Annotated in this window: 18 protein-coding genes and 4 pseudogenes; 13 read left to right on the forward strand and 9 right to left on the reverse strand. The window is 32.9% G+C overall.

Going from position 1 to position 19,347, the window contains the following annotated elements; all coding sequences use genetic code 11:
* Positions 1–38 precede the first annotated feature (38 nt).
* A complete protein-coding gene (locus ACX1N5_RS09235) occupies positions 39–842 on the reverse strand; it encodes an oxidoreductase (protein WP_131379284.1) in 804 nt (267 codons plus the stop codon).
* A gap of 352 nt (positions 843–1,194) precedes the next feature.
* Here ACX1N5_RS09235 and ACX1N5_RS09240 point away from each other — a divergent pair, with 352 nt between their 5' ends.
* Positions 1,195–2,070, forward strand: a complete 876-nt coding sequence (locus ACX1N5_RS09240) for an alpha/beta fold hydrolase (protein WP_458801808.1) — start codon at positions 1,195–1,197, stop codon at positions 2,068–2,070.
* A 47-nt stretch (positions 2,071–2,117) separates the two neighbouring features.
* Positions 2,118–2,248, forward strand: a pseudogene (locus ACX1N5_RS09245) (NADH oxidase); the annotation flags it as partial.
* Between the two features lie 69 nt (positions 2,249–2,317).
* Here the strand turns inward: ACX1N5_RS09245 and ACX1N5_RS09250 are convergent.
* Positions 2,318–2,752 carry a winged helix-turn-helix transcriptional regulator gene (locus ACX1N5_RS09250; RefSeq protein ID WP_131379280.1) on the reverse strand — a complete coding sequence of 145 codons (435 nt, stop codon included), beginning with the start codon at positions 2,750–2,752 and terminating at the stop codon, positions 2,318–2,320.
* Positions 2,753–3,330: 578 nt separating this feature from the next.
* Between ACX1N5_RS09250 and ACX1N5_RS09255 the strand changes: the two are divergent.
* The 7 genes and pseudogenes from ACX1N5_RS09255 to ACX1N5_RS09285 form a co-directional block, all read left to right on the forward strand.
* A pseudogene (locus tag ACX1N5_RS09255) lies at positions 3,331–3,680 on the forward strand (IS5/IS1182 family transposase); the annotation flags it as partial.
* A 196-nt stretch (positions 3,681–3,876) separates the two neighbouring features.
* Positions 3,877–4,959, forward strand: a complete 1,083-nt coding sequence (locus tag ACX1N5_RS09260; protein ID WP_458801734.1) for a CBASS cGAMP-activated phospholipase — start codon at positions 3,877–3,879, stop codon at positions 4,957–4,959.
* A 20-nt stretch (positions 4,960–4,979) separates the two neighbouring features.
* A complete protein-coding gene (locus tag ACX1N5_RS09265) occupies positions 4,980–6,281 on the forward strand; it encodes a CBASS cGAMP synthase (RefSeq protein ID WP_458801732.1) in 1,302 nt (433 codons plus the stop codon).
* Positions 6,282–6,285: 4 nt separating this feature from the next.
* Positions 6,286–8,052, forward strand: a complete 1,767-nt coding sequence (locus ACX1N5_RS09270) for an E2/UBC family protein (protein ID WP_458801730.1) — start codon at positions 6,286–6,288, stop codon at positions 8,050–8,052.
* A complete protein-coding gene (cap3, locus tag ACX1N5_RS09275; RefSeq protein ID WP_458801728.1) occupies positions 8,042–8,503 on the forward strand; it encodes a CBASS system CD-NTase/cGAS isopeptidase Cap3 in 462 nt (153 codons plus the stop codon). Before ACX1N5_RS09270 ends, cap3 begins: the two co-directional genes overlap by 11 nt.
* Positions 8,504–8,953: 450 nt before the next feature.
* Positions 8,954–9,415, forward strand: a complete 462-nt coding sequence (locus ACX1N5_RS09280) for a hypothetical protein (protein ID WP_458801726.1) — start codon at positions 8,954–8,956, stop codon at positions 9,413–9,415.
* Positions 9,412–10,074, forward strand: coding sequence for a Cap15 family cyclic dinucleotide receptor domain-containing protein (locus ACX1N5_RS09285; RefSeq protein WP_458801724.1), 663 nt, complete (start codon positions 9,412–9,414; stop codon positions 10,072–10,074). Before ACX1N5_RS09280 ends, ACX1N5_RS09285 begins: the two co-directional genes overlap by 4 nt.
* A 205-nt stretch (positions 10,075–10,279) precedes the next feature.
* Here the strand turns inward: ACX1N5_RS09285 and ACX1N5_RS09290 are convergent, their stop codons facing one another.
* From ACX1N5_RS09290 to ACX1N5_RS09315, 6 genes are all read right to left on the reverse strand, one after another.
* On the reverse strand, positions 10,280–12,208 hold the full coding sequence (locus tag ACX1N5_RS09290) for a TniQ family protein (protein ID WP_458801722.1): 1,929 nt from the start codon (positions 12,206–12,208) through the stop codon (positions 10,280–10,282).
* A gap of 13 nt (positions 12,209–12,221) precedes the next feature.
* Positions 12,222–13,169, reverse strand: coding sequence for a TniB family NTP-binding protein (locus ACX1N5_RS09295; RefSeq protein WP_458801720.1), 948 nt, complete (start codon positions 13,167–13,169; stop codon positions 12,222–12,224).
* Positions 13,159–15,033: a transposase gene (locus ACX1N5_RS09300; RefSeq protein WP_458801719.1), complete on the reverse strand. Its 1,875-nt coding sequence runs from the start codon at positions 15,031–15,033 to the stop codon at positions 13,159–13,161. Before ACX1N5_RS09300 ends, ACX1N5_RS09295 begins: the two co-directional genes overlap by 11 nt.
* On the reverse strand, positions 15,030–15,740 hold the full coding sequence (locus ACX1N5_RS09305; protein ID WP_458801717.1) for a TnsA endonuclease N-terminal domain-containing protein: 711 nt from the start codon (positions 15,738–15,740) through the stop codon (positions 15,030–15,032). Before ACX1N5_RS09305 ends, ACX1N5_RS09300 begins: the two co-directional genes overlap by 4 nt.
* 162 nt (positions 15,741–15,902) lie before the next feature.
* Complete coding sequence (locus ACX1N5_RS09310) at positions 15,903–16,106, reverse strand: DNA-binding protein (RefSeq protein ID WP_458801715.1); 204 nt, start codon at positions 16,104–16,106, stop codon at positions 15,903–15,905.
* Positions 16,107–16,249: 143 nt separating this feature from the next.
* Complete coding sequence (locus ACX1N5_RS09315; protein ID WP_458801713.1) at positions 16,250–16,732, reverse strand: hypothetical protein; 483 nt, start codon at positions 16,730–16,732, stop codon at positions 16,250–16,252.
* 323 nt (positions 16,733–17,055) lie between these two features.
* Here ACX1N5_RS09315 and ACX1N5_RS09320 point away from each other — a divergent pair, with 323 nt between their 5' ends.
* Together ACX1N5_RS09320 and ACX1N5_RS09325 are read left to right on the forward strand one after the other, a co-directional pair.
* Positions 17,056–17,391, forward strand: a complete 336-nt coding sequence (locus ACX1N5_RS09320; RefSeq protein ID WP_458801711.1) for a helix-turn-helix domain-containing protein — start codon at positions 17,056–17,058, stop codon at positions 17,389–17,391.
* A gap of 114 nt (positions 17,392–17,505) precedes the next feature.
* Positions 17,506–17,718, forward strand: coding sequence for a helix-turn-helix domain-containing protein (locus tag ACX1N5_RS09325; protein ID WP_458801709.1), 213 nt, complete (start codon positions 17,506–17,508; stop codon positions 17,716–17,718).
* Positions 17,719–17,790: 72 nt separating this feature from the next.
* On the opposite strand, the gene ACX1N5_RS09330 is transcribed toward ACX1N5_RS09325, so the two are convergent.
* Entirely contained in the window at positions 17,791–18,045 is a 255-nt protein-coding gene (locus ACX1N5_RS09330) for a hypothetical protein (protein WP_458801707.1), read from the reverse strand.
* A gap of 295 nt (positions 18,046–18,340) precedes the next feature.
* Here ACX1N5_RS09330 and ACX1N5_RS09335 point away from each other — a divergent pair.
* A pseudogene (locus ACX1N5_RS09335) lies at positions 18,341–19,135 on the forward strand (DEAD/DEAH box helicase family protein); the annotation flags it as partial.
* Positions 19,123–19,338 (forward strand): annotated as a pseudogene (locus tag ACX1N5_RS09340) (SAM-dependent DNA methyltransferase); the annotation flags it as partial. The pseudogenes ACX1N5_RS09335 and ACX1N5_RS09340, both read left to right, overlap by 13 nt.
* Between the last annotated feature and the right edge of the window lie 9 nt (positions 19,339–19,347).

Here is a 19,347-nt window from a genome sequence, read left to right on the forward strand (position 1 = left end):
TATTTTTTGAATTTTGTTTTAACGTTTTATAGGCATCATTAAACTTTCAAGCTGCGTTGAATTAATTTATCAAAGACCTTTACTGGGGCAAATTTTCGTAAATTCTTTAAATGTCTTGCTGTCGTGCCTGAGGTATAGCGTGGCAGTATATTCTGACTGTTGATTACGGCTAAAATGGTGTTGGCAACGATACTAGGATCATCGGAATTGCGAATTGTCTCTATCATTTGTTGATGCAATTTCTCACGAATTTGCTCATAAGCTGTGACTTGGGCATCTGCTTTAAGTAAGTTCATTCCTAAAGAAGTATTGGTATAAGCAGGTTCAATGAGTGACACGCGAATCCCGTGCGATCTTAACTCATGGTCTAATGATTCTGAATAACCCTCAAGCGCATGTTTTGATGCCGAATAAAGTGCGCCAAAAGGCATTGGTACAAGCCCAAGAATTGAACTGATATTTAAGATTAATCCAGACTGTTGTTGGCGCATTAAAGGAATCACTGCACGAGTCATTCTAACAGCGCCAAAAAAGTTAGTTTCAAAAATAGCTTGAGCTTGCTGCATAGAGCTTTCTTCAGCACCAGCAGGCGCAATAGCAAACCCTGCATTATTGATCAGTACATCAATATGTCCTTCAGTTGAAATCACTTTTTCTATTGCTTGAGCAACAGAATCTTCTTGATTTACATCGAGTTCAATCATTTTAAACTTATATTTCGATGCATTATTCGCACGTCGGCTTGTACCATAAACAGTAAATCCTTCAGCATGTAAAAGCTCTGCCGTCGCTAAACCTATACCTGAAGATGCACCTGTAATCAGAACTACTTTAGCAGCCATACCATGTTCCTTAATCGAATAGTGAGAGGTTATTGCTTGAGCAGTTTTCCTCGTTTTCATCATCATAATCTAAAAATAAAATAGTTACTACTAAAAAGATAGTGACTATTTAAAATTACTCCTGTATTGTTGGTATTAATTTGATAGTTACTATGTGTTGTCATCAAAGGTAGTGCGTCGACCAACCCGAGATACGAATGAATCAGTGAAATTAGGATTTTTATTCTTAGGCTGGTTGTTTAGATACAAAGCTTATTTTAGGAAATGAATTATGAGTAATTTGCTCAAAAAGAGCCTGTTTTCAATGACCCTTGCGTTAACAAGTTCAGTTTATGCAGATGTAAATACAGCGATGACCCCGAATTCAGAAGTAACCGTAATGGTAGAAAAACAATATCAATGGATTAATGTTCCAACTCAATTTATCTCAGCAAATGGTATTAACTTCGCATACCGAGAGTATGGACAGCAAAATGGCGGCACACCTGTGATCTTCTTAAATCATTTAGCTGCGGTGCTAGATAATTGGGATCCACGAATCATTGACGGTATTGCAGCAAAACATCATGTTATTGTTTTCGACAATCGTGGTGTTGGAGCTTCTACTGGGGAACCAGCACAGTCAATTGAACAAATGGCAGATGATGCGATTACTTTTATTCAAGCGAAAGGATTTAAACAAGTCGATTTATTTGGCTTTTCGATGGGGGGAATGATTTCACAGGAAATTGCTCTTAAACAACCCCAATTGATTCGTAAAATGATTTTATCGGGAACAGGCCCCGCTGGTGGAACTGGAATCAGTACAGTTGGACGAGTTTCAAATTGGGATTTAGTACGTGGAATGGCGACTCGCCAAGACCCTAAAGTCTATTTATTTTTTACTCGTACAGACAATGGCAAAGCTGCTGCAAAAGAATTTGTGCAACGCATCAATGAACGTACTGAAAACCGTGATAAAGAAATTACGATTTCTGCGTATCGTGCTCAGCTTAAAGCATTAAAAAAATGGGGTAATAAGAAACCTGTCGATCTCTCCGTTATTCAACAGCCAGTATTGGTGGCGAATGGGGATCATGATCGTATGGTTCCAACGGTAAATACCTATGACTTGGCAAAACGCCTCCCTCATAGCTCACTCATCATTTATCCAGATGCAGGGCATGGGGGAATTTTTCAGTTTCATCAAGATTTTGTAAAACAATCACTCACGTTCTTGGCTAAATAAGAACTTAAATTTAGGACAATGACGATGACAACAATTACACACCAAACAGCCAGCAACTAAAACGCATGGGTAAAGGTAAAGGTCCATAAACCTCATGAAAGTGGTTTATGGACCTTTATTAAATCGATTTTACGTAGTTGTTGGGGAACGTACCACCCAACGGGCACGCCCAAAATAACCTATTTACGTTACATTAGCCCAATAAAAAGCACTCCAATTGAGTGCTTTTATCTATTTAAATTATTCGCTATTTTTGACTAATTGGACGGGTACCAATTTCGGCACCAGTTATTTGATCAATCACAATTGGTTTAATTTCAGTGCCTTGTTCTGCATCAATGAAAGTCACCATTTTCTCAGGTTGTTCATAGGGTTTATATTTTTTGCCCCATGCGCCTATCACAAATAAAACAGGTAAAAAGTCTTTGCCAGCTTGAGTGAGTACATATTCTTCACGTGGTGGGTGTTCTGAATATTGTCGTTTTTCGAGTAAGCCTTCATCGACTAACACAGATAAACGTTTAGTGAGCATTGTAGGAGCAATGCCTAAGCTTTTACGAAACTGGTCAAATCGAGTAAAACCTGCATGAGCATCTCGTAATATCAGCATACTCCATGCATCACCAAGAACTGAAAGACTTCTAGCGATTGGACAGACCTCAAGACTGGTATTTTTACTCATAAGAATTAATAAGTTTAATTGTAACTACTAAATGAATAGTAACATGTTTTCTTCATCAGGCATACGTTATTAAAATGATTAGAGGCTGTACTAGATTGGCACTGTCTTAATCTAGTACAGCCCCAATAAGAATATGCAGATTATGAAATTCTGTCTCTTATTTAAAGATCTTTTGAAAAATTATCATCATTAAAAAAAGTCCATCTATGTAGATGGACTTTTTTCAAGGAAGTTTTATTTATCGCTAAAGAAAACTTAGATGTCGTCTTACCGAAAAACGACAGTTGAAATTTCCTTGGTGTTCTCTATAAATCAATTGTTTAAATTTTGATGCGACAATTGAAAACTGCATAAAACGACGGTTGAAATTTCCTTTTTTCCTGTAAACGACAAATGAAATTTCCTTTTTTAAACTTCTTATTTTGTCAGTAGCCATGTCACTATCCCCCTTTAAATGAACAAATGCTCTTTTCTTATAGACTATCGTTGTTTGAAAGAAAGCAACCAGTTACTGAAGAACAGCTTCCGAAAGACTTTTATGTGTGGTCTGATGAGAAGAAGAAGTTTATTAAAACTGAAACGCTTATATAGATGAAGAGGATGATATGAAATACTGCTGGGAAGTTATAGCAGGTTTAGAAGCCCCCTGTCATTCCACACAAGAAACAATACGAAGCCATGGAAATACAAAAGAGCGATGAATGAATTGTTTAAAACGATCAAATGTCTATGAGGAATAATGTGGAAAAAATGGTCTGTGTATCATCAGAGAAGTTCGGTGGAAACCAAGATGCACTGCATAAAATTATTAGGTTGAAAACTAAGCGCAAGGAACTTTCAATGTCAGGTGAATGAAATCCATACTGGTATAGCAGTATTAAATAGGTTCATGGAATCAGGCAGACCTTACACCCGGGTTATATCTTAAATCTACGTTGTTTAGAGGAATTTTAACTTTTACCAAGTTGTTTGATATTTAAATTGTGAAATATAATATAAAACAATAATTTGTAATTTTTATCTTGAAAATTAATGTAGAGAATCACTACCAGTATATTTTGTACTCTTGAAATATATGTTTTTAACACAATATAAAAAACGATTTTGATAATTACGAATATATAATGGCTATATTACAACAACCTGAAGCGGAAAAATCACCACCAGAAATATCAGAAAAAATTAAAATTTTATGCTTAAACGGTGGCGGTGTCCGTGGCTTATTCACGATTAGTCTACTAGCAGAAATAGAGACCATCATAGAAAAGCGTGAAAATCGAACCGATGTAAAAATTGGTGATTACTTCGACTTAATTACTGGTACTTCAATCGGTGGTATTTTGGCACTTGGTTTGGCAAGCGGTAAGAGTGCCCGTGAGTTATTGGAAAAATTTGAAAGTAGTGCTGCCAGTATTTTTCCATTAGATCGTTTCAGGTGGAAGAAGTTTTGGACCCTTTTTCGTCCTATCTACAAAAGTGAACCTCTATACGAAACTGTCAAAAGCATGATCGGTGACACAGTTAAATTTGAAGATTTAGAACGTCGTGTGATGATTACATCACTAAATCTTTCTACAGGAAAACCAAAGTTTTTTAAAACTCCGCATAATCCTAATTTTAATTATGACCGTGAGATCAGATTGATTGATGCTGCAATGGCAACATCAGCTGCACCGACCTATTTTAAACCACACCTCATCGAAGATACTGGACATTATTTTGGTGATGGTGGTTTGGTCGCAAACAATCCTAGTTTCATTGGGGTGCGTGAAGTTCTGATTGATATGAAAAATGATTTCCCGAATGCAAAACCCGAAGATGTCTGTGTCTTGAACATTGGGACATTGAGTGAAAACTATTGCATAGGCCCCAAAGCCCTTTCTAAAAAATGTAACAAGGGCTATTTGGGGTTATGGGGCATGGGTGAGCGTTTAGTTTTGAGTACTATGACTGCAAACCAACATTTGCAACGATTCATGTTAATTCGTGAGTTTAAAGTCATGGGAATTGAGAAAAATTATGTTGAAATTGATGAGACGATTCCAAACGAAGCTGCTGCCGATATTACGCTTGATAATGCTTCTGAAAGTAGCCTGAGGCAACTTAAAGGTATGGGCAAAAAATTAGGTGCTGAAGGCTATACTGAAAATGAGGAATTACGCAAATTTTTCCTGAAACCAACCAAACGATTTAACACTAATGCATAATTATTACAGGAAAATGCAACATGACTTGGAATTTTCATAGTTATTATACCAATCGTGATACTGGTTTGATCGGTCAGCTAATCCTTGATGACCATGAGAAAAATGCACTCAAGGCATTACGTCAAATCGTACGTGAACGAACACGGGATGTTTTTGACGAAGCTAAGCAGCTTGTTAAGTCATCTAAGCAGTACTACTCAGCTTTATCATTTCGTACTGAGTTTGTTGGTACTCATTTCAAATTTCTTTCAGCAGATGATCAAAAGACTCTATCTGAACTTATTATGGATTTGTCAGATGATCTAAAGGCAGAATTTATGAAGATCAGCCCTCGTTTTTGGACACAGGGTAGCTTCATGTATGACACATTGAATCGTCCATATAAATCTACTCAAGAAATGGACATTGATGATGGTACATATCTGCCAATGCAATTCTTTGAAGATAAACCAGCAATTGGACATCAACTTCTATTACTCTTGGTAGATGCTTCTCTTCAATCTTTAGCTTTTGAGCATTCTGGGTGGGCATTTGAAGCGAAGGAAACTTGTGGTCGCATTAATATCCCAGCAAAAAGCGTCCATATAGATGTACCGATGTATGCCATTCCTTTTGAGAAATTCATTGAAAAAGAGGAGCTAATCAGAAAGTCTGCTGCCTCTCAGATCTTTGGTGAAATGTACGACAGCGTTTCAGCTGCCGACCATGCTCTCTATGATCAAATTGAAACTGACTGTGTAAATCTAGCTGTACGCAAGGACGATGCAAAATGGATTAAAAGCGATCCTAAAGATGTCCATTTGTGGTTCCAAGATGCGTGTCAACGTACTGGTCAGCATCTACGAAAAGTTTGCCGCATTCTTAAAGCATGGCGTGATGCTGGTGATTGGCAAGAGAGTAATGGTCCATCATCAATTTCTTTAATGGCAGCGGTGGTAGACATCTTGGACCGTACTACTGTAGATCCGAAAGATTTTGGATTATTGATGCTGACGGTTGCAAGAAAACTTCCAGATGCTTTCCACAATGGCGTAGAGAGTCCTGATGAAAATGATGATCGCCCTTTGTTCCCTCCATACTATGAGCATGAACCTAAGCACAAAGAAGTCATGCAAAAGCTAGAGCAATTGGTTGATTCACTCGAATCCGCATACGCTGTACATACCAAGCAAGATGCTTTAGATATTCTCAATGGAGAGTATGGCGATCGTGTTCAGGATCTAAGTCTTATTGTGTCTCAAGCAGCAGCTCCTGCCTACGAAAGTACTCCATTAAAAGCTAAAGAAGCCGCTATCATCAGTACTTCAATGAAAAGTGGTTGATTGAGTGTCGGAATTACATGCTGTGATGCTTGGCTGTGGGTATGAATACCTGACAGCCAAGCGACGAAAGAAATATGAAGCTCTATCTTCAATTGCAGAAAAATATCCTATTTACCTAAAAGAGTTCTCAACTTCTGCGGGGATATTCACTATTGCCCTAGAAATAAACTATGACGTTTATACAATTTTGCCATGGGCGCACATCATCAGTAAGCCATCACAGTTTGATGGCATGCTACTCCCTCATGTCAATAATAATGGGAATCTTTGCTACGTTGAACAAATGGAAGCTGATTGGGACCCGAATGATCTTGGTAATCTATATAGGACTATAGATCACCAAATCCAACGCACATTAGATAATTCAATTGAATCTTTAAAGAACGGCAAAGTAGATCAGGTTGAACTTGAGGGTGAATTTGTAGCTTACTGGAAAGCTGAACGACTTACCTATGCTCTGACTGACCTAAACTCATTGAGTGGTGAAGTTGCTTATCTGACTCGAAACACTACTAAGGACGGTTCTAAACGTACTGAATCCTTATTGTTTGGACTCCAAGATAAAGACATTCAAGAAAAATGGCTTAGCCAAAGATCACTTGAAGAAACTGACAGCCGGAAACTTAACGTTTTTTGTCTTACGGTTAGGCCTACCAAACTTTCTGGTGTTCATTGGCCACCGAAAGATGCTAAGGCTCTATTTCAATGGTTGTCTAAAGTAGACCACAATGCCAAAGCACATTTGGTTCAGTATTTTGTAGACCATCCTACGACTAAACATCATTTGATCGTATTGGATGTAGATAAACAAGATACGTTCGGGGTGGTACTCGAACTGAATCTAAAAGCAGTACAGTTTACGACTTACGCAAATCCAAGAAAAAAAGGTAAAGGGGCAAGAAAACTTGATTTAGAAAGAGCAAGTAGCGTTCTCATGGGCAAATTCGCTTTTAATAAATTCCAAAGAATTTCATTTGAAAAATCGGATAAAGATACGATCCTCTCACGCAATAGATCTAGACCTGAGATTGGTGATCTTCGGACAAAGCGTATCGCTTTAATTGGCTGCGGAACGATTGGTGGGTATGTGGCTGAGCTATTGATTCGTGCTGGTGCCAGTATGGGAACCAAAAGTTTAGATTTATATGATCATGATACCTACGGTCCGCACAATTTTGGTCGCCATACATTGAGTAGCAGAGACTTCGGTAAGTACAAAGCAGTAGCATTGAAAGATAAGCTTATTGATTCAACCCATCTCACGGCAAATGTTGAAGCTCATAAATATGGGTTTCCTATTATGAAGTCTTTCCTATCACATTATGACATTGTGATTGATGCCACTGGTCGAGGGCCTGTATCAAAACGCTTAGCAAAAGTGATCCGACAGATTGATACTAAGGATAGACCTATTATTGTTCATGGATTTAATGACGGTAACGGTATCGCATCAAAAGTATTCATTGATAGCTCAAATGGTTGTTATAACTGTCTGTGCAGTGATCCGGCTTTCTATAAAAATGGTACTGATATTCGTTTTGAGAAGCTATTAAATGTTAACCAAAAGAAAGTGTCATGTGGTAATACATACACACCTTATGATGCAGCAGTCAGTGTTATGACAGCAGCATTGATACAAGAAGCAGTTTTATCCACTTTAGAACACGAAAGAGACTGGAATTATAAGGAACATATTTTCATGGGTAGTCGCACTAAAAAGCCGACTTGGATTAAAAAACAAGACTTTTGTGACATATGTAATGGTCGATAAAGAACTCGTTTTCAAAGCTCTAGATGAATCCTTAGTCGTAATCTCAACTGAGGTAGCTAATATATTGCTCTCATACCGCCAAATAAGCGATTCTAGCCCCGAAAGTGCTGGAGTGCTGATTGGTGAACGTAGAGGCGTTCATATCGTCTTTAAAATGCTATCAGTACCTAGTCGCTGGGACGTTAGAAGTCGATTTATGGTAGATCGAGTGAGTCTGCATCATCAAAAGGCCGTTGATGATGCTTTCAAAAAGAGTGATGGTGAATGGCAGTATTTAGGTGAGTGGCACACGCATCCAGAAGATGTGCCAAAACCATCTATGACAGATTACACCAGTTGGCATAAGAACCTCAAATCAGAATTACCACTGATTTTGATTATTGTTGGACGGACTCACTTTTGGGTGGGGAGGAAAATAAAAGACAATATTGAAGTATTAAAACAGTTATAAAGTTTTTATGACTTATACATTTTCTACTAGAAATATTCATTTTGAATTATTGATTAGAGTATGAAAAAGCCGATTTTAAATAGGTAACGTGTATCTAAAATTTTGGTGGCTATTCAATTATGGAATTATACAATATTTAGTAGAGTTGAATTCTCACTCATAAAAAGTAGCACCTCCATTACCTACTGATTTACAAGCGTGGAGGAGTTCTTATGAATATTTTCATAATGAACAAAATATTGATAAAATTCTATGTGTAATTTGGGGATTGGAAAAAGATTGGATTAGAATTTATAAATAAGGATAATTGTTCTTATTTTATAAAACTTTGATATTTAAAAATTTAACAGATATAAGCTTTAAACTGATATCATAGGTCTATATTTTCTATAAGCCCCTTGTTGCTGTGAGATAAGTGGTAAACAATGGTACATATGTACAGGTCTTCTCATGTCTTTATTATTTGAATCATCGATATATCATTCGCTGGAAGAAATTTCTTTAAATAGTAATGAAAGTTTTTCAGGCTTGGGAATAGTATATTACTATAGTCTTGATAATCTCCCATTCATTAGTTTGCATAAAATGAATTTATCTCTCGATCTGCAATCTATAGATTTTATAAAAATAATGCAAGAAATATCAAAAAAAACATCTGTTTTTCATGATGGTTTTCATTTCTTTGATATTAATTCATCTAAAATTACTCATATTTCTCAATATATATCACCAGTATTGTCAGGAGTAAATGAAAAAGAGATTGATAAAGTTACTCCTTGTGGTGCACGTGAAATGACTGCTTTTTTAACTTCTTATATAAAAGGAGTATACTGCGTTGGTTTAGTCAGTATAAATAAAAAAATAAAAATTTTTAAAGATGGGGAATTGGTTTATCAAAAGGATGGTATATGAATTTTATAGTGTTAACATTTGAAGAATTAAAAAAAGTAATTTATATTTTTTTAGGAATTGGAATTATATGTTTTTTTATTTTAAATTTACCTTTTTTAGAAAAATATAATTTATCTATTATTCAGATGGTTTCAACATCAATAACAATATCTTTCTTTATTTTAGGTATTCTATTAACTTCAATAATATTTAAAAATAAAATTTTATCTAAAATAATTGGTAAGCCTATAGTGCATGGCTTATGGAAGGGTGAGCTTCAAAGTAACTATCAAATAGGTGGTAAACAAATTCCCCCCATTGAGATTTATTTTTATATAAAACAAACATTTTTGTTTACGACTATAAAATCATTTACTTCTAATCAAAAATCTGAGTCTGTGATCGCAGCTTTATCATACGATTCAACTGCAGAGAAAATTAAATTTTTGTATACTTATACTTTATATAGAACAAAAAATAGCGAAAATAAAATGACCTTTGGTAGTGGTGATTTAAGTTTAATTAATAATAGTAATAAATTGGTGGGGATATATTGGACTAATGAAAATACGCGTGGTGAAATAGAGCTAAAATTAATAGATAGAGATTGTAATAGTATTGATTCATTTGAGATGGCTTGTTTCCATTATAAAAAAATTTGTAGTTCTGGAAATATTTAGAATTCTAAGGTTTAAAGTGATTTTTTATTAATTAGTAATAGCAGGTTATTTTTTCAGGGGAATTTTTTTGATATTTTATTTAAACCAATAGTTTAAGTTTTGATATGACAATTAAAAACTACATAAATTGCTTGAAAGAAAGCAATCAGTTACTGACGAATAGTTCGTGATGAGTAGGCAAGAGTTGATGAATTAAGGGACACACCTAATATCCATAACCTTTTTCTTTTAGGTAAAACACATCTGTTTTTTTAAATAGTTTAACTATATTTTTACTTCCAAATGCATAAGGTGAAATAAGATTTTGACTAACTAAATTGGTTATATGTGAGTGTGGCATACCAAGAAAATCACTTGCTTCTTTTCCAGTAAAAAAATCTTTTTTTATTTCTAAAATTTTGTAGATATCTTCCTTTTTAACTAATTTCCAAATACAAAGGTCTATTATTTCAATAAAACCAGTTACAACCCAATATTTATAAAACCAATTTTTTGGAGAATTTGTGATTTTAATGGCATCTGCTACAGATATGTAGTTTTGATTATTTATTTTATTTAATAAATTGGTTAAGGATTCATCTTCAATTCTAAAACATTTAGAGGGAGGGGTGCAGTCTAATTTTAAAATATTAGACTTAACTAAATATTTTATTTGATATTTATCTACTTTTAATAATTCTGAAACTCTAAGTAATTCTTTGCTTTTCATTTTTGCAAGATAACCTTCCATAGTGCGACTTGGTCGGTTATATACAGTTGAGTACACTAATCTAGATGTAATATGTTGAATATCTTGACGTAAGTAAATGTTTATAGGTGTATCATCAATAGATGGACCAAATTTTGGAAAAATCCCTAAGGATAAAAGTTTGCTGTAAAGATTAGTGGTGGGAACATTTATGGATGCTGCTAAACTGTGAACTGTAATATATTTTTTGTTGAAAATTTTTACATTTTTTAATTTTGTAACAGTAGTTTTTCTTGAATTAAAAGTAATTATTTCTAAATTAAATATTTTTGATTTTTTTAATAAAATACAACTTATCCGGTAATCTATAGATAGTAATTTTGCTAATTTTTTAGCATCACAATATATATTAGGTAATTCATTTAATTTTAATAATTTTTTTTTGTTGATAATATAATTTTCAATTAATTTAGATGATATTTTTGAAGTGGAGTCAAATTCCGGAAAATAATTTTTTCTAAAATTAGTTTTACATATCTTTAAAGCAATACAAGCAGTTCTTTGTGAGAGTAAAATATTGTGATAATTATAAATTTTATTTTTTCTATAATTTTTAATTTCAGATAAAATTTTTTCATGTATATGAGAAATATCTTGATAACAACTAATAAAGTAAATTGCTAATATTCTAGGATGTGCTAAAGAGGAGTTGTTATTGATAAAATTTAAAAAATAAGTTTTATAATCTTCTATTTTCTTAAAAAATAGGTAACCTAATACTATGTTTGGAATAGGGAGGTACAAATCTTTAAAATTTTTTCTGGTATTATTTATAATATCAAAAAATGATTTTACTTTTTTTAAAAAAAATAAGTCATTTTTTTCAATAATATCTATTAACCATAGGTTTGCATTAATTTCAATAGGTGAAATTTCTTCATCTTGATGAATTTTTTGAAAATCGTAATCACAATAATTGCAAATATTAATGGTATTTCGATTGGAATCTAATGGTGATTTACATTGTGGACAATTTTCTAAAAGCTTAGATTTATGTTTAGTACAAATGGTTAAATATTTAACCATCCAGTTGATTTTTAAATAGTTATTTTCTTTTATGCAATAGCAACAAAGCTTACTTCCATCAGGAGACAGAAAATTTTCATAAATAATCATGTTGTTATAAAACTTTTTAATTTTTTTTGTTGGTCCATAGTTTGATGGTGCTAATATTTTATAGTTTTCATTTAGAGATAGATTTTGAAGGACAATTCTAAATTTTTCAGTGTCAAAAAAATATGAGTTTAATGATGTAGTATAAACATTTATACCATAAGCTTTTAATAAGCTTGAGGTTGTTCTGTAACCATTTCTTCCTGTAGCCCTAATGATGAGGCTGGCAGCTGATTCATCTTTGAATGGTTTTGGTATGTAAATAAGTGTCATATTAACTCCAAAATCAAGTTAGGAATTTTTTTAAGTTATTGATACTCATTGTGAAAGGATTAGTCTCAGATAGTCTGACATATGCTGTAATATCAGTATCCCAAGCTCTTTTAAGGTGCTCAATCGTTATTGATGGTGATCCTTCTTCGAATGCAAATTGAACCGCATCTTTGATAATACTCATTACATAATCATGATAACCAGCAGTTGCTATAAAGATCCTTAATACCAATTCATCATCTGAAAGCTTTAAGGATTTTACTTTTAATTTATCTTGGATAAAACGGTCAACTTCTTGTAAAAATGGTTTTATATGAACATGATTTTCGTCATTTTTAATTGATAATGGATGTATATAATATTTATTCTTAAAGCGTCGGCCTTGCTGGCTGTCTCTTTCAAAAATTCCTACATACTCAGGTAGCGAGACTAAGCAAATACAGATTCTATTTTCATCACTCAATGTCTTAATCCAATTTGCTATATTCTCGTTTGATTTGTTGTTTTTAACTTTTGAAGACTCTGTAGAGTAAATATGGTGAAATTCATCAAATATTATTAGTTCAGTTTGACTTTCTTTCAACTTAGTATTTAGGCGAAATGCACGATCTGCTCGTGTTCCAAAAGACGGATTAATATCATTAAGTTTATGAAGCATTAAGATGGATAATGAGTCGATTGTACTGCCTGCTGGAATTTGTATATAAAATGCTGGGTTTTTATGAATTGTATAACTTTCATATTCTATTAAGCTTGGCTTAAACTCTTGTAAAACTTTTTTGCAAATAGTAGTTTTTCCTAGTCCACCTTCGGCAATAAGCATACAACTTGTAGCTTTAGTGGAAGAGGTAATAGTTCTTTTCCAGCATTGCTTTATTCCTTCCACTGCATTCCTATATTCAGTATGCTGGATAATACAATGATCAAACTCAGCCAGCTTATAGTATAGTTCATCGTTCATCATCAGGCTCCAATACTTCATAACCAAAAGTTTCAAAATCTCCAAAATCAATATCTTTAATGATTTGCTTTTGTATATCGGTAGCTATTGGCTGTAATTCGGATAATGTCGGAGTCCAATCCTCCACAGTTTTTAAAAAAGATTTTGATTTTTTTTTCTTTTTATTACTTTTGATATCTTGTTCAATTAATTGACGTAGTTTTATTCGTGCAAAGACATTTACTTCAGATGGGAAGTTTTCCATATCATCTAATTTTAGCTTTTTTTTGATTAACTTTGCTGCTTCATGCTCTTGTAGTGTTAACTTATTTGTATAGTCTGGTTGTGTGGAATTTGCTTTGATAATTGTTGAATCGGGAAGATGAACATAAACATAACTTAGATCTGATTCATCAACCAAAACTATAACTTGATCAATACCTTTAATTTCATAAGTTTTCAAAGCATGTGAATAATAATACAAATAATTATAAAGTATCCGCCCACCATTTAGTGTCCGTGAATAAGGTATTCGACAAAGCATATCTGCTTCGTAGTCAGTGACTCCTTTGATATAGGTCTTTGAAATCTCTTGGTTCCATAATGAAATAGGCACTCTTTGTAAGCCTGAGTGTAATGTATGATGATATATATTGATCCATTCTCTTATATACAGTTCAAGCTGTTCAAATGTAATACTTGCAAATTTAGATGAGTCATATTTTTCGCGATCCTTCGGTGATGAAAATGTCGTTCCAGGTATTTTTTGAATCAATCCATGAGCTAAATTTTTAAAATAATTTTCTATGTAAGCTTTATTGTCTGGGGTTTCCAGTTGTGCGGGGATTATTGTAATTCCCAAATTTTCACATAATCTTAAAAAAGAATGGTTCATATTTTCGCTGCCATTATCTGGTACGATCATGGCTGGAATTCCACCCATTTGATTATGCAATGGACGTGTAATCATGTCTTTCAAAGCTTGTAAGCTTGTATATGAATTTGCAGAGCTTTTTGAAATATAGAATCCGACAATTACTCTCGTATATGTATCGATCGCAATAGTTACGTTTGGTCTGCTATCGACCTCAAGTGTTTGATTATTTAGTACGATTATGTCTAATTTATGTGAATCAATTTGTACAATGTGCATTAATCCTTGACAAATAAAGCTTTCGCCAGCAGCTCGTACAAGTTGCTGTGCACTTCTATAGCCATTTTTTGACCTATCTTTAGTGTAAGGGTCACTAAACGCCTTTATAAATCTTTGAATTGAACGTAGTGTATATTTGTCTTCTATCTTATAGTCTATATTGTTTTTAACTAAGAGATTAGTAATATTATCATCTATATCTTGCGCAGTGCGTAATGTTGCTTCAGTTTCACACTTTATAAATGATTGTTTTAAAAAATCTAGAATAAAGAATTTTTTTCGTGGGGTGAAATTTCCTTTTCGGTTGTCAATTAAACAATCAATTTGATAACTATTTTTCTTAAATATTCGAATCCAATTCGATAAAGTTCTAGTGGTTGGTGGAGAATTATCTTTTATTTTTTTTGATATCTGTGTAATTGTGTTTTTTAAATTAATGTTTGATTGAGGCCTAATATTTTTTAGCATTGCAGATTTAATATATTTTAATTTTCTATTGATTGACTTAATATCTTTTTCATCAGTAATTAATGAACCATTATTGAATGTTATATTGATTTTATTTTCACTGTATAAGAGATTGATTTTATCAAATGTCCATTCATAACTCACTCCACCATGGATTGTGGTAATTCGTACCTTATTGAATGTAACGAAGGTAATTTCATATTCTGAATTTTTGAATATAAACTGCATTCCAACTTTAGGTGCAAAAAGTTTTTCTTTAATCATGTATGCTGCTCCAGTATATTAATTTCTGGAAATCTATCTGTACCTATTAGTTTATAAAATAATAGAAAATTTACTTGTTCTATTGAAATGTTGTATTGTGATAAGAAAGAGTTTATTGAAGAAAAGCTAATAATGTTTGGAATATATATTGATTGTGCAAATTGTATTTCTTGAGATGTCATTTTTACATCTCGAGAGTTTAGATAGAGCCATAAAAGATTTTGTCGCTGCTTTTGGTCTGGTATCAAATTTTTATCATACAGTTTATACGTAATATGCTTTCGTTTGAGATAAGCTTTAATTAAGTATAGCTTTTCAATTTGCGAGTCATTAAGTCTGGATAAAGACTCTTTAACTTCATGTATTTCATAGCTTTTGTTGATTTTTTGGATAAGAAAGTCGGGAAAGGCAAAGGTATAGCTATCTAAGTTAATTTTTATAGCTTGACTTCTATATGATAGTACTGAAGGTGACCTTTCAAGCTCAATGACATGGCCAAGCTCTAGTTGGCTTTCAACAGCTATTGCACCGTTACACTTTAGACTTGGAAATATCGCTGTTCTCTTTCCAAAAGCTCCTTGGTGTATGTTTCTGACTCCAACGTATTGATTTGAAAGCGATGGTGCACTATTAAATGCTTCATTAATCTGATCGATTACATCAGATTGTATAGTGATAATCTTGCGGATATTTGGTTTAAAGCCCATTGACGATCTCCTAAAAGTCTTTTGATAAGCCAATACCCTGAGCCATTAAAATAATGCTCATAATATTGACTAGCAATCGCATTCAAGAGATACTAAAATTCTCACATAGTGGTATCTTTTGATGCAACTAAGGCATAACGGACTTTTAAGTCCGTTTTGTTTTTATAAAGCTTTTATATCATTAATTTCTCCCGCTTTTAGTCCTAACCTTACAGCAATATCGTGGCTTTTTCCTCTTCTTGGAATTTTATTTGAAAGTAAAACCTGATAAACAAGATGGGCAGGAAAGTTATTATCTTTAGCCCAGCTGGCAATACTTTGACCACGCTGCTCAAATTCTTGACGAACTTGTTCTACTGTTTTCATAGATATTAGTTTTTATAAGTTTATAGAATACATTAAAACATAAGTCATAATGAGGTGCAAGTCAATAAGTTATTGAAATTATTAATATTAATTTAATTATTTATTATTTGTTGGTAAAACATTGTTAAAATATTTTATTTATTTTAATAAATACAAGATTCTATGTTTCTAATAATATTAGATATAATATTTTTTTTATTTTCTAGATTAATTATAATATCTTGGCTATTTTTTATATGATTTTTAAGACAGAAATTAATCTCAGGTAATTGATTGCTGAGTTCTCTAGTAATTTGAATTTCCATATCTTTTTCAATCTGTTCAAGTTGAATTGATCTTAATTTTTCAGTTAATACTTCTGTTGCTTTTGTTTTGCAATGATGAACTCTAAACTCATTAAGTTTATCTGTCTCTGAATAATATTGTTTACCATTTTGATCATAGACTTTCTTTAAATAACCAAATTTGACTAATTGTTTAAGTAATGAATAAGTTTGCCATTTGATTGATTCATATGTTGTATCAAACTGCATCCATAAGTCTTTCGGCTTAAGCCACATTAAAAGAAAGTCATTTTCAATAATTAAAATAAATTGATCTCTTAGAGGGTGTTGAATTTCATGCATTTTAAGTAGTTACAATACAAAAAGAGGATTATAATCATCTTTTTCATAAGCGTCACATCTTAATTATCTAATGATGTTTAAAATTTGAGTAATCACTTGTTTATCATGTAAGCATTTCAAGTCTCTTTATCAGTTAGCTTTATCCAATTTATTTAAATATAGAAAATTGAAAAGAAAGATTGTTAAAAAAATTACTGGAATAGCTCTTATGTTTTAGCTGTTAATGAGTTGTTCATATATTAAAACTAATCAGACATTAAATTTGGCTTAAATTGACTTAAGCTGGATATAATGTCGTATTTTGAGCTTTTTCAGGATTTGTAATGAAGAAATCGTCAAGTCAATTTATGATCGATGGTGTTGCTGAGTTGCTTCAACAAGTCGGTGAAAATATAAAAATTGCTCGAGTTCGTAGGCGTATCACTATTCAAGAATTGGCAAACCGAGTACATGTAGATGAACGCACGATTAGTCGGATGGAAAAGGGTGATTCAAGTATAAATTTTAAAAATTTAGTGACTGTTCTAATAGTGCTAGGCATTGCTGATTCAGTAGCAGGGCTTGCTTATCCTGATGATGATGAAGTTGGTAAAGCTTTAGAAATTCAAAAATATCCAAAACGAGTTCGCAATACTGATAAGTTAAGTGATGATTTCTAAAACTATATTATAGGAAAAGAAAAAAACTTTAAATTTAAATTCTATGAGGATTATAAGCCGTGGATACTTAGTCCTCAAAAATGAATAGTTCTATTCTTTATGTGAATAGAGCTTGTGGACGATTTAGCACAAAAAATTGGACATGCAATTCGAAACTATAGAGTTGCTCAAAAAATTACCCAAGAAAAATTAGCTTTACTTTGCAATATTGATCGAAGCTATCTTGGTCGGATTGAACGTGGTGAAGTCAATATTACTGTTCATAAACTCTATGAAATTGCGCAAACTCTTCAAATTGAACCACATGAGCTATTACCTAGGGATTAAGTAAGACTTCTTTTAGCTATATTGGCTGAATTTGCAATTATGCTGATACCTTAAGTGCTATATGAGGTAGTTTTATTTCTCTGTGGTATCAATGTTACGTTTTTTAATTTTAAAAGTTTTTTGATTAGCAAATTTTTTAGTCAAATTAGGATCACGTCCAGATAAGTACTTAATCAAGACAGGTTCATTATTTGGGGTTTTACTCCATACAATATCATTTTCTACATAAAGTACTTTGCCACTGCTAGCAGCTTCAATAAATTTTTCATGCAAGATGCGTGCTGCTTCCATGGCAAGCTCATGTTCAGTCGTTAGATTTTTTGGCATACTTAAACCATCATGTAATTAAATTACGTTACTAGAACAATTTTCTGATAAAGAAAACTATTGATACTCTTTAATCAATATAAAGCTATTCTGTTAGAACACTATAAAATTTTAAAATTGATAGTTGAATAGAGAAATAAGTTCAGTAAAGTTCTCAAGAATAAAAAATTACGATCTCATCTTAATAAATATTTTCTATGTATTTTTCACTTGGTACTATTAAATCATTGATTATCTATCAAAACTTTTCAAAATTCATTATCCTTATATTAAAGATTAAATACATGGTTTTATAATGGATAAGAAGAAACTATCTGAACGAGATATTTGTAGCAAATTCATTAATCCCGCATTAGAACAAGCAGGGTGGACTGCATATCAAATCCGTGAAGAAGTAACTTTTACTAATGGTCAAATCATGGTGCGTGGAAAGTTACATACACGTGGTGAGCGTAAACGTGCCGATTATGTTCTCTATTATAAAAAGAATATTCCTTTAGCCATCATTGAAGCCAAAGATAATAATCATAGTCTTGGTGCTGGTATGCAGCAGGCTTTGGCATATGCAGATTGTCTACAAGTGCCTTTTGTTTTTTCAAGTAATGGTGATGGTTTTTTATTTCATGACCAAACAGGGCTATTTGGAGAAGTTGAGCAAGAATTAGGATTAGATAAGTTCCCGTCACCAGAACATCTATGGAAACTTTATGAACAACATCACGGGTTAGTCTCTTCGGAATCAAAACAAATAGTAGAATACCCATACTACGATGATGGCTCTTTACGCACTCCACGTTATTACCAAGTCAATGCAATTAATAAAACTATAGAAGCGATTGCCCGAGGACAGAACCGTATTTTACTTGTCATGGCAACAGGTACAGGAAAAACCTATACAGCTTTTCAAATCATTTGGCGCTTATGGAAGGCTGGAGCTAAAAAACGAATATTGTTTTTAGCAGATCGAAATATTCTAGTAGATCAAACAAAGAACAAGGACTTTAAGCCTTTTGGTCAGCACATGACTAAAATTTCAAAACGTATGATTGATAAGAGTTATGAAATTTATTTATCGCTTTTGCTAGTCGTGTAGCAAATGAACAAGCATGGAAAGTATCACTTCAAGATATTATTGGTCGCGGCTATAACCTTGATATAAAAAATCCGCATCAAGTTGAAGAGGATGTTAAAGACCCTAAAGAGCTGTTAGCTAAGTATGAAAGCCTTGAGGCTGAGGTTGCTAAAATTCGTCAGCAATTAAAAGCAATTTTAGATGAAGCTTTAGGTCAATAATTCAGGATG

This window comes from Acinetobacter sp. ANC 4636, assembly GCF_054454555.1.

What these genes read in the sequence shown, in the direction of transcription:
- ACX1N5_RS09250 (WP_131379280.1), bottom strand. Translation starts at nt 2,752, where the DNA reads ATGAGTAAAAATACCAGTCTTGAGGTCTGTCCAATCGCTAGAAGTCTT.
- ACX1N5_RS09315 (WP_458801713.1), bottom strand. Translation starts at nt 16,732, where the DNA reads ATGCATGAAATTCAACACCCTCTAAGAGATCAATTTATTTTAATTATT.
- ACX1N5_RS09285 (WP_458801724.1), top strand. Translation starts at nt 9,412, where the DNA reads ATGAATTTTATAGTGTTAACATTTGAAGAATTAAAAAAAGTAATTTAT.
- ACX1N5_RS09265 (WP_458801732.1), top strand. Translation starts at nt 4,980, where the DNA reads ATGACTTGGAATTTTCATAGTTATTATACCAATCGTGATACTGGTTTG.
- ACX1N5_RS09260 (WP_458801734.1), top strand. Translation starts at nt 3,877, where the DNA reads ATGGCTATATTACAACAACCTGAAGCGGAAAAATCACCACCAGAAATA.
- ACX1N5_RS09330 (WP_458801707.1), bottom strand. Translation starts at nt 18,045, where the DNA reads ATGCCAAAAAATCTAACGACTGAACATGAGCTTGCCATGGAAGCAGCA.
- ACX1N5_RS09295 (WP_458801720.1), bottom strand. Translation starts at nt 13,169, where the DNA reads ATGAACGATGAACTATACTATAAGCTGGCTGAGTTTGATCATTGTATT.
- ACX1N5_RS09310 (WP_458801715.1), bottom strand. Translation starts at nt 16,106, where the DNA reads ATGAAAACAGTAGAACAAGTTCGTCAAGAATTTGAGCAGCGTGGTCAA.
- ACX1N5_RS09290 (WP_458801722.1), bottom strand. Translation starts at nt 12,208, where the DNA reads ATGACACTTATTTACATACCAAAACCATTCAAAGATGAATCAGCTGCC.
- ACX1N5_RS09320 (WP_458801711.1), top strand. Translation starts at nt 17,056, where the DNA reads ATGAAGAAATCGTCAAGTCAATTTATGATCGATGGTGTTGCTGAGTTG.
- ACX1N5_RS09305 (WP_458801717.1), bottom strand. Translation starts at nt 15,740, where the DNA reads ATGGGCTTTAAACCAAATATCCGCAAGATTATCACTATACAATCTGAT.
- ACX1N5_RS09280 (WP_458801726.1), top strand. Translation starts at nt 8,954, where the DNA reads ATGTCTTTATTATTTGAATCATCGATATATCATTCGCTGGAAGAAATT.
- cap3 (WP_458801728.1), top strand. Translation starts at nt 8,042, where the DNA reads ATGGTCGATAAAGAACTCGTTTTCAAAGCTCTAGATGAATCCTTAGTC.
- ACX1N5_RS09235 (WP_131379284.1), bottom strand. Translation starts at nt 842, where the DNA reads ATGGCTGCTAAAGTAGTTCTGATTACAGGTGCATCTTCAGGTATAGGT.
- ACX1N5_RS09240 (WP_458801808.1), top strand. Translation starts at nt 1,195, where the DNA reads ATGACCCCGAATTCAGAAGTAACCGTAATGGTAGAAAAACAATATCAA.
- ACX1N5_RS09300 (WP_458801719.1), bottom strand. Translation starts at nt 15,033, where the DNA reads ATGATTAAAGAAAAACTTTTTGCACCTAAAGTTGGAATGCAGTTTATA.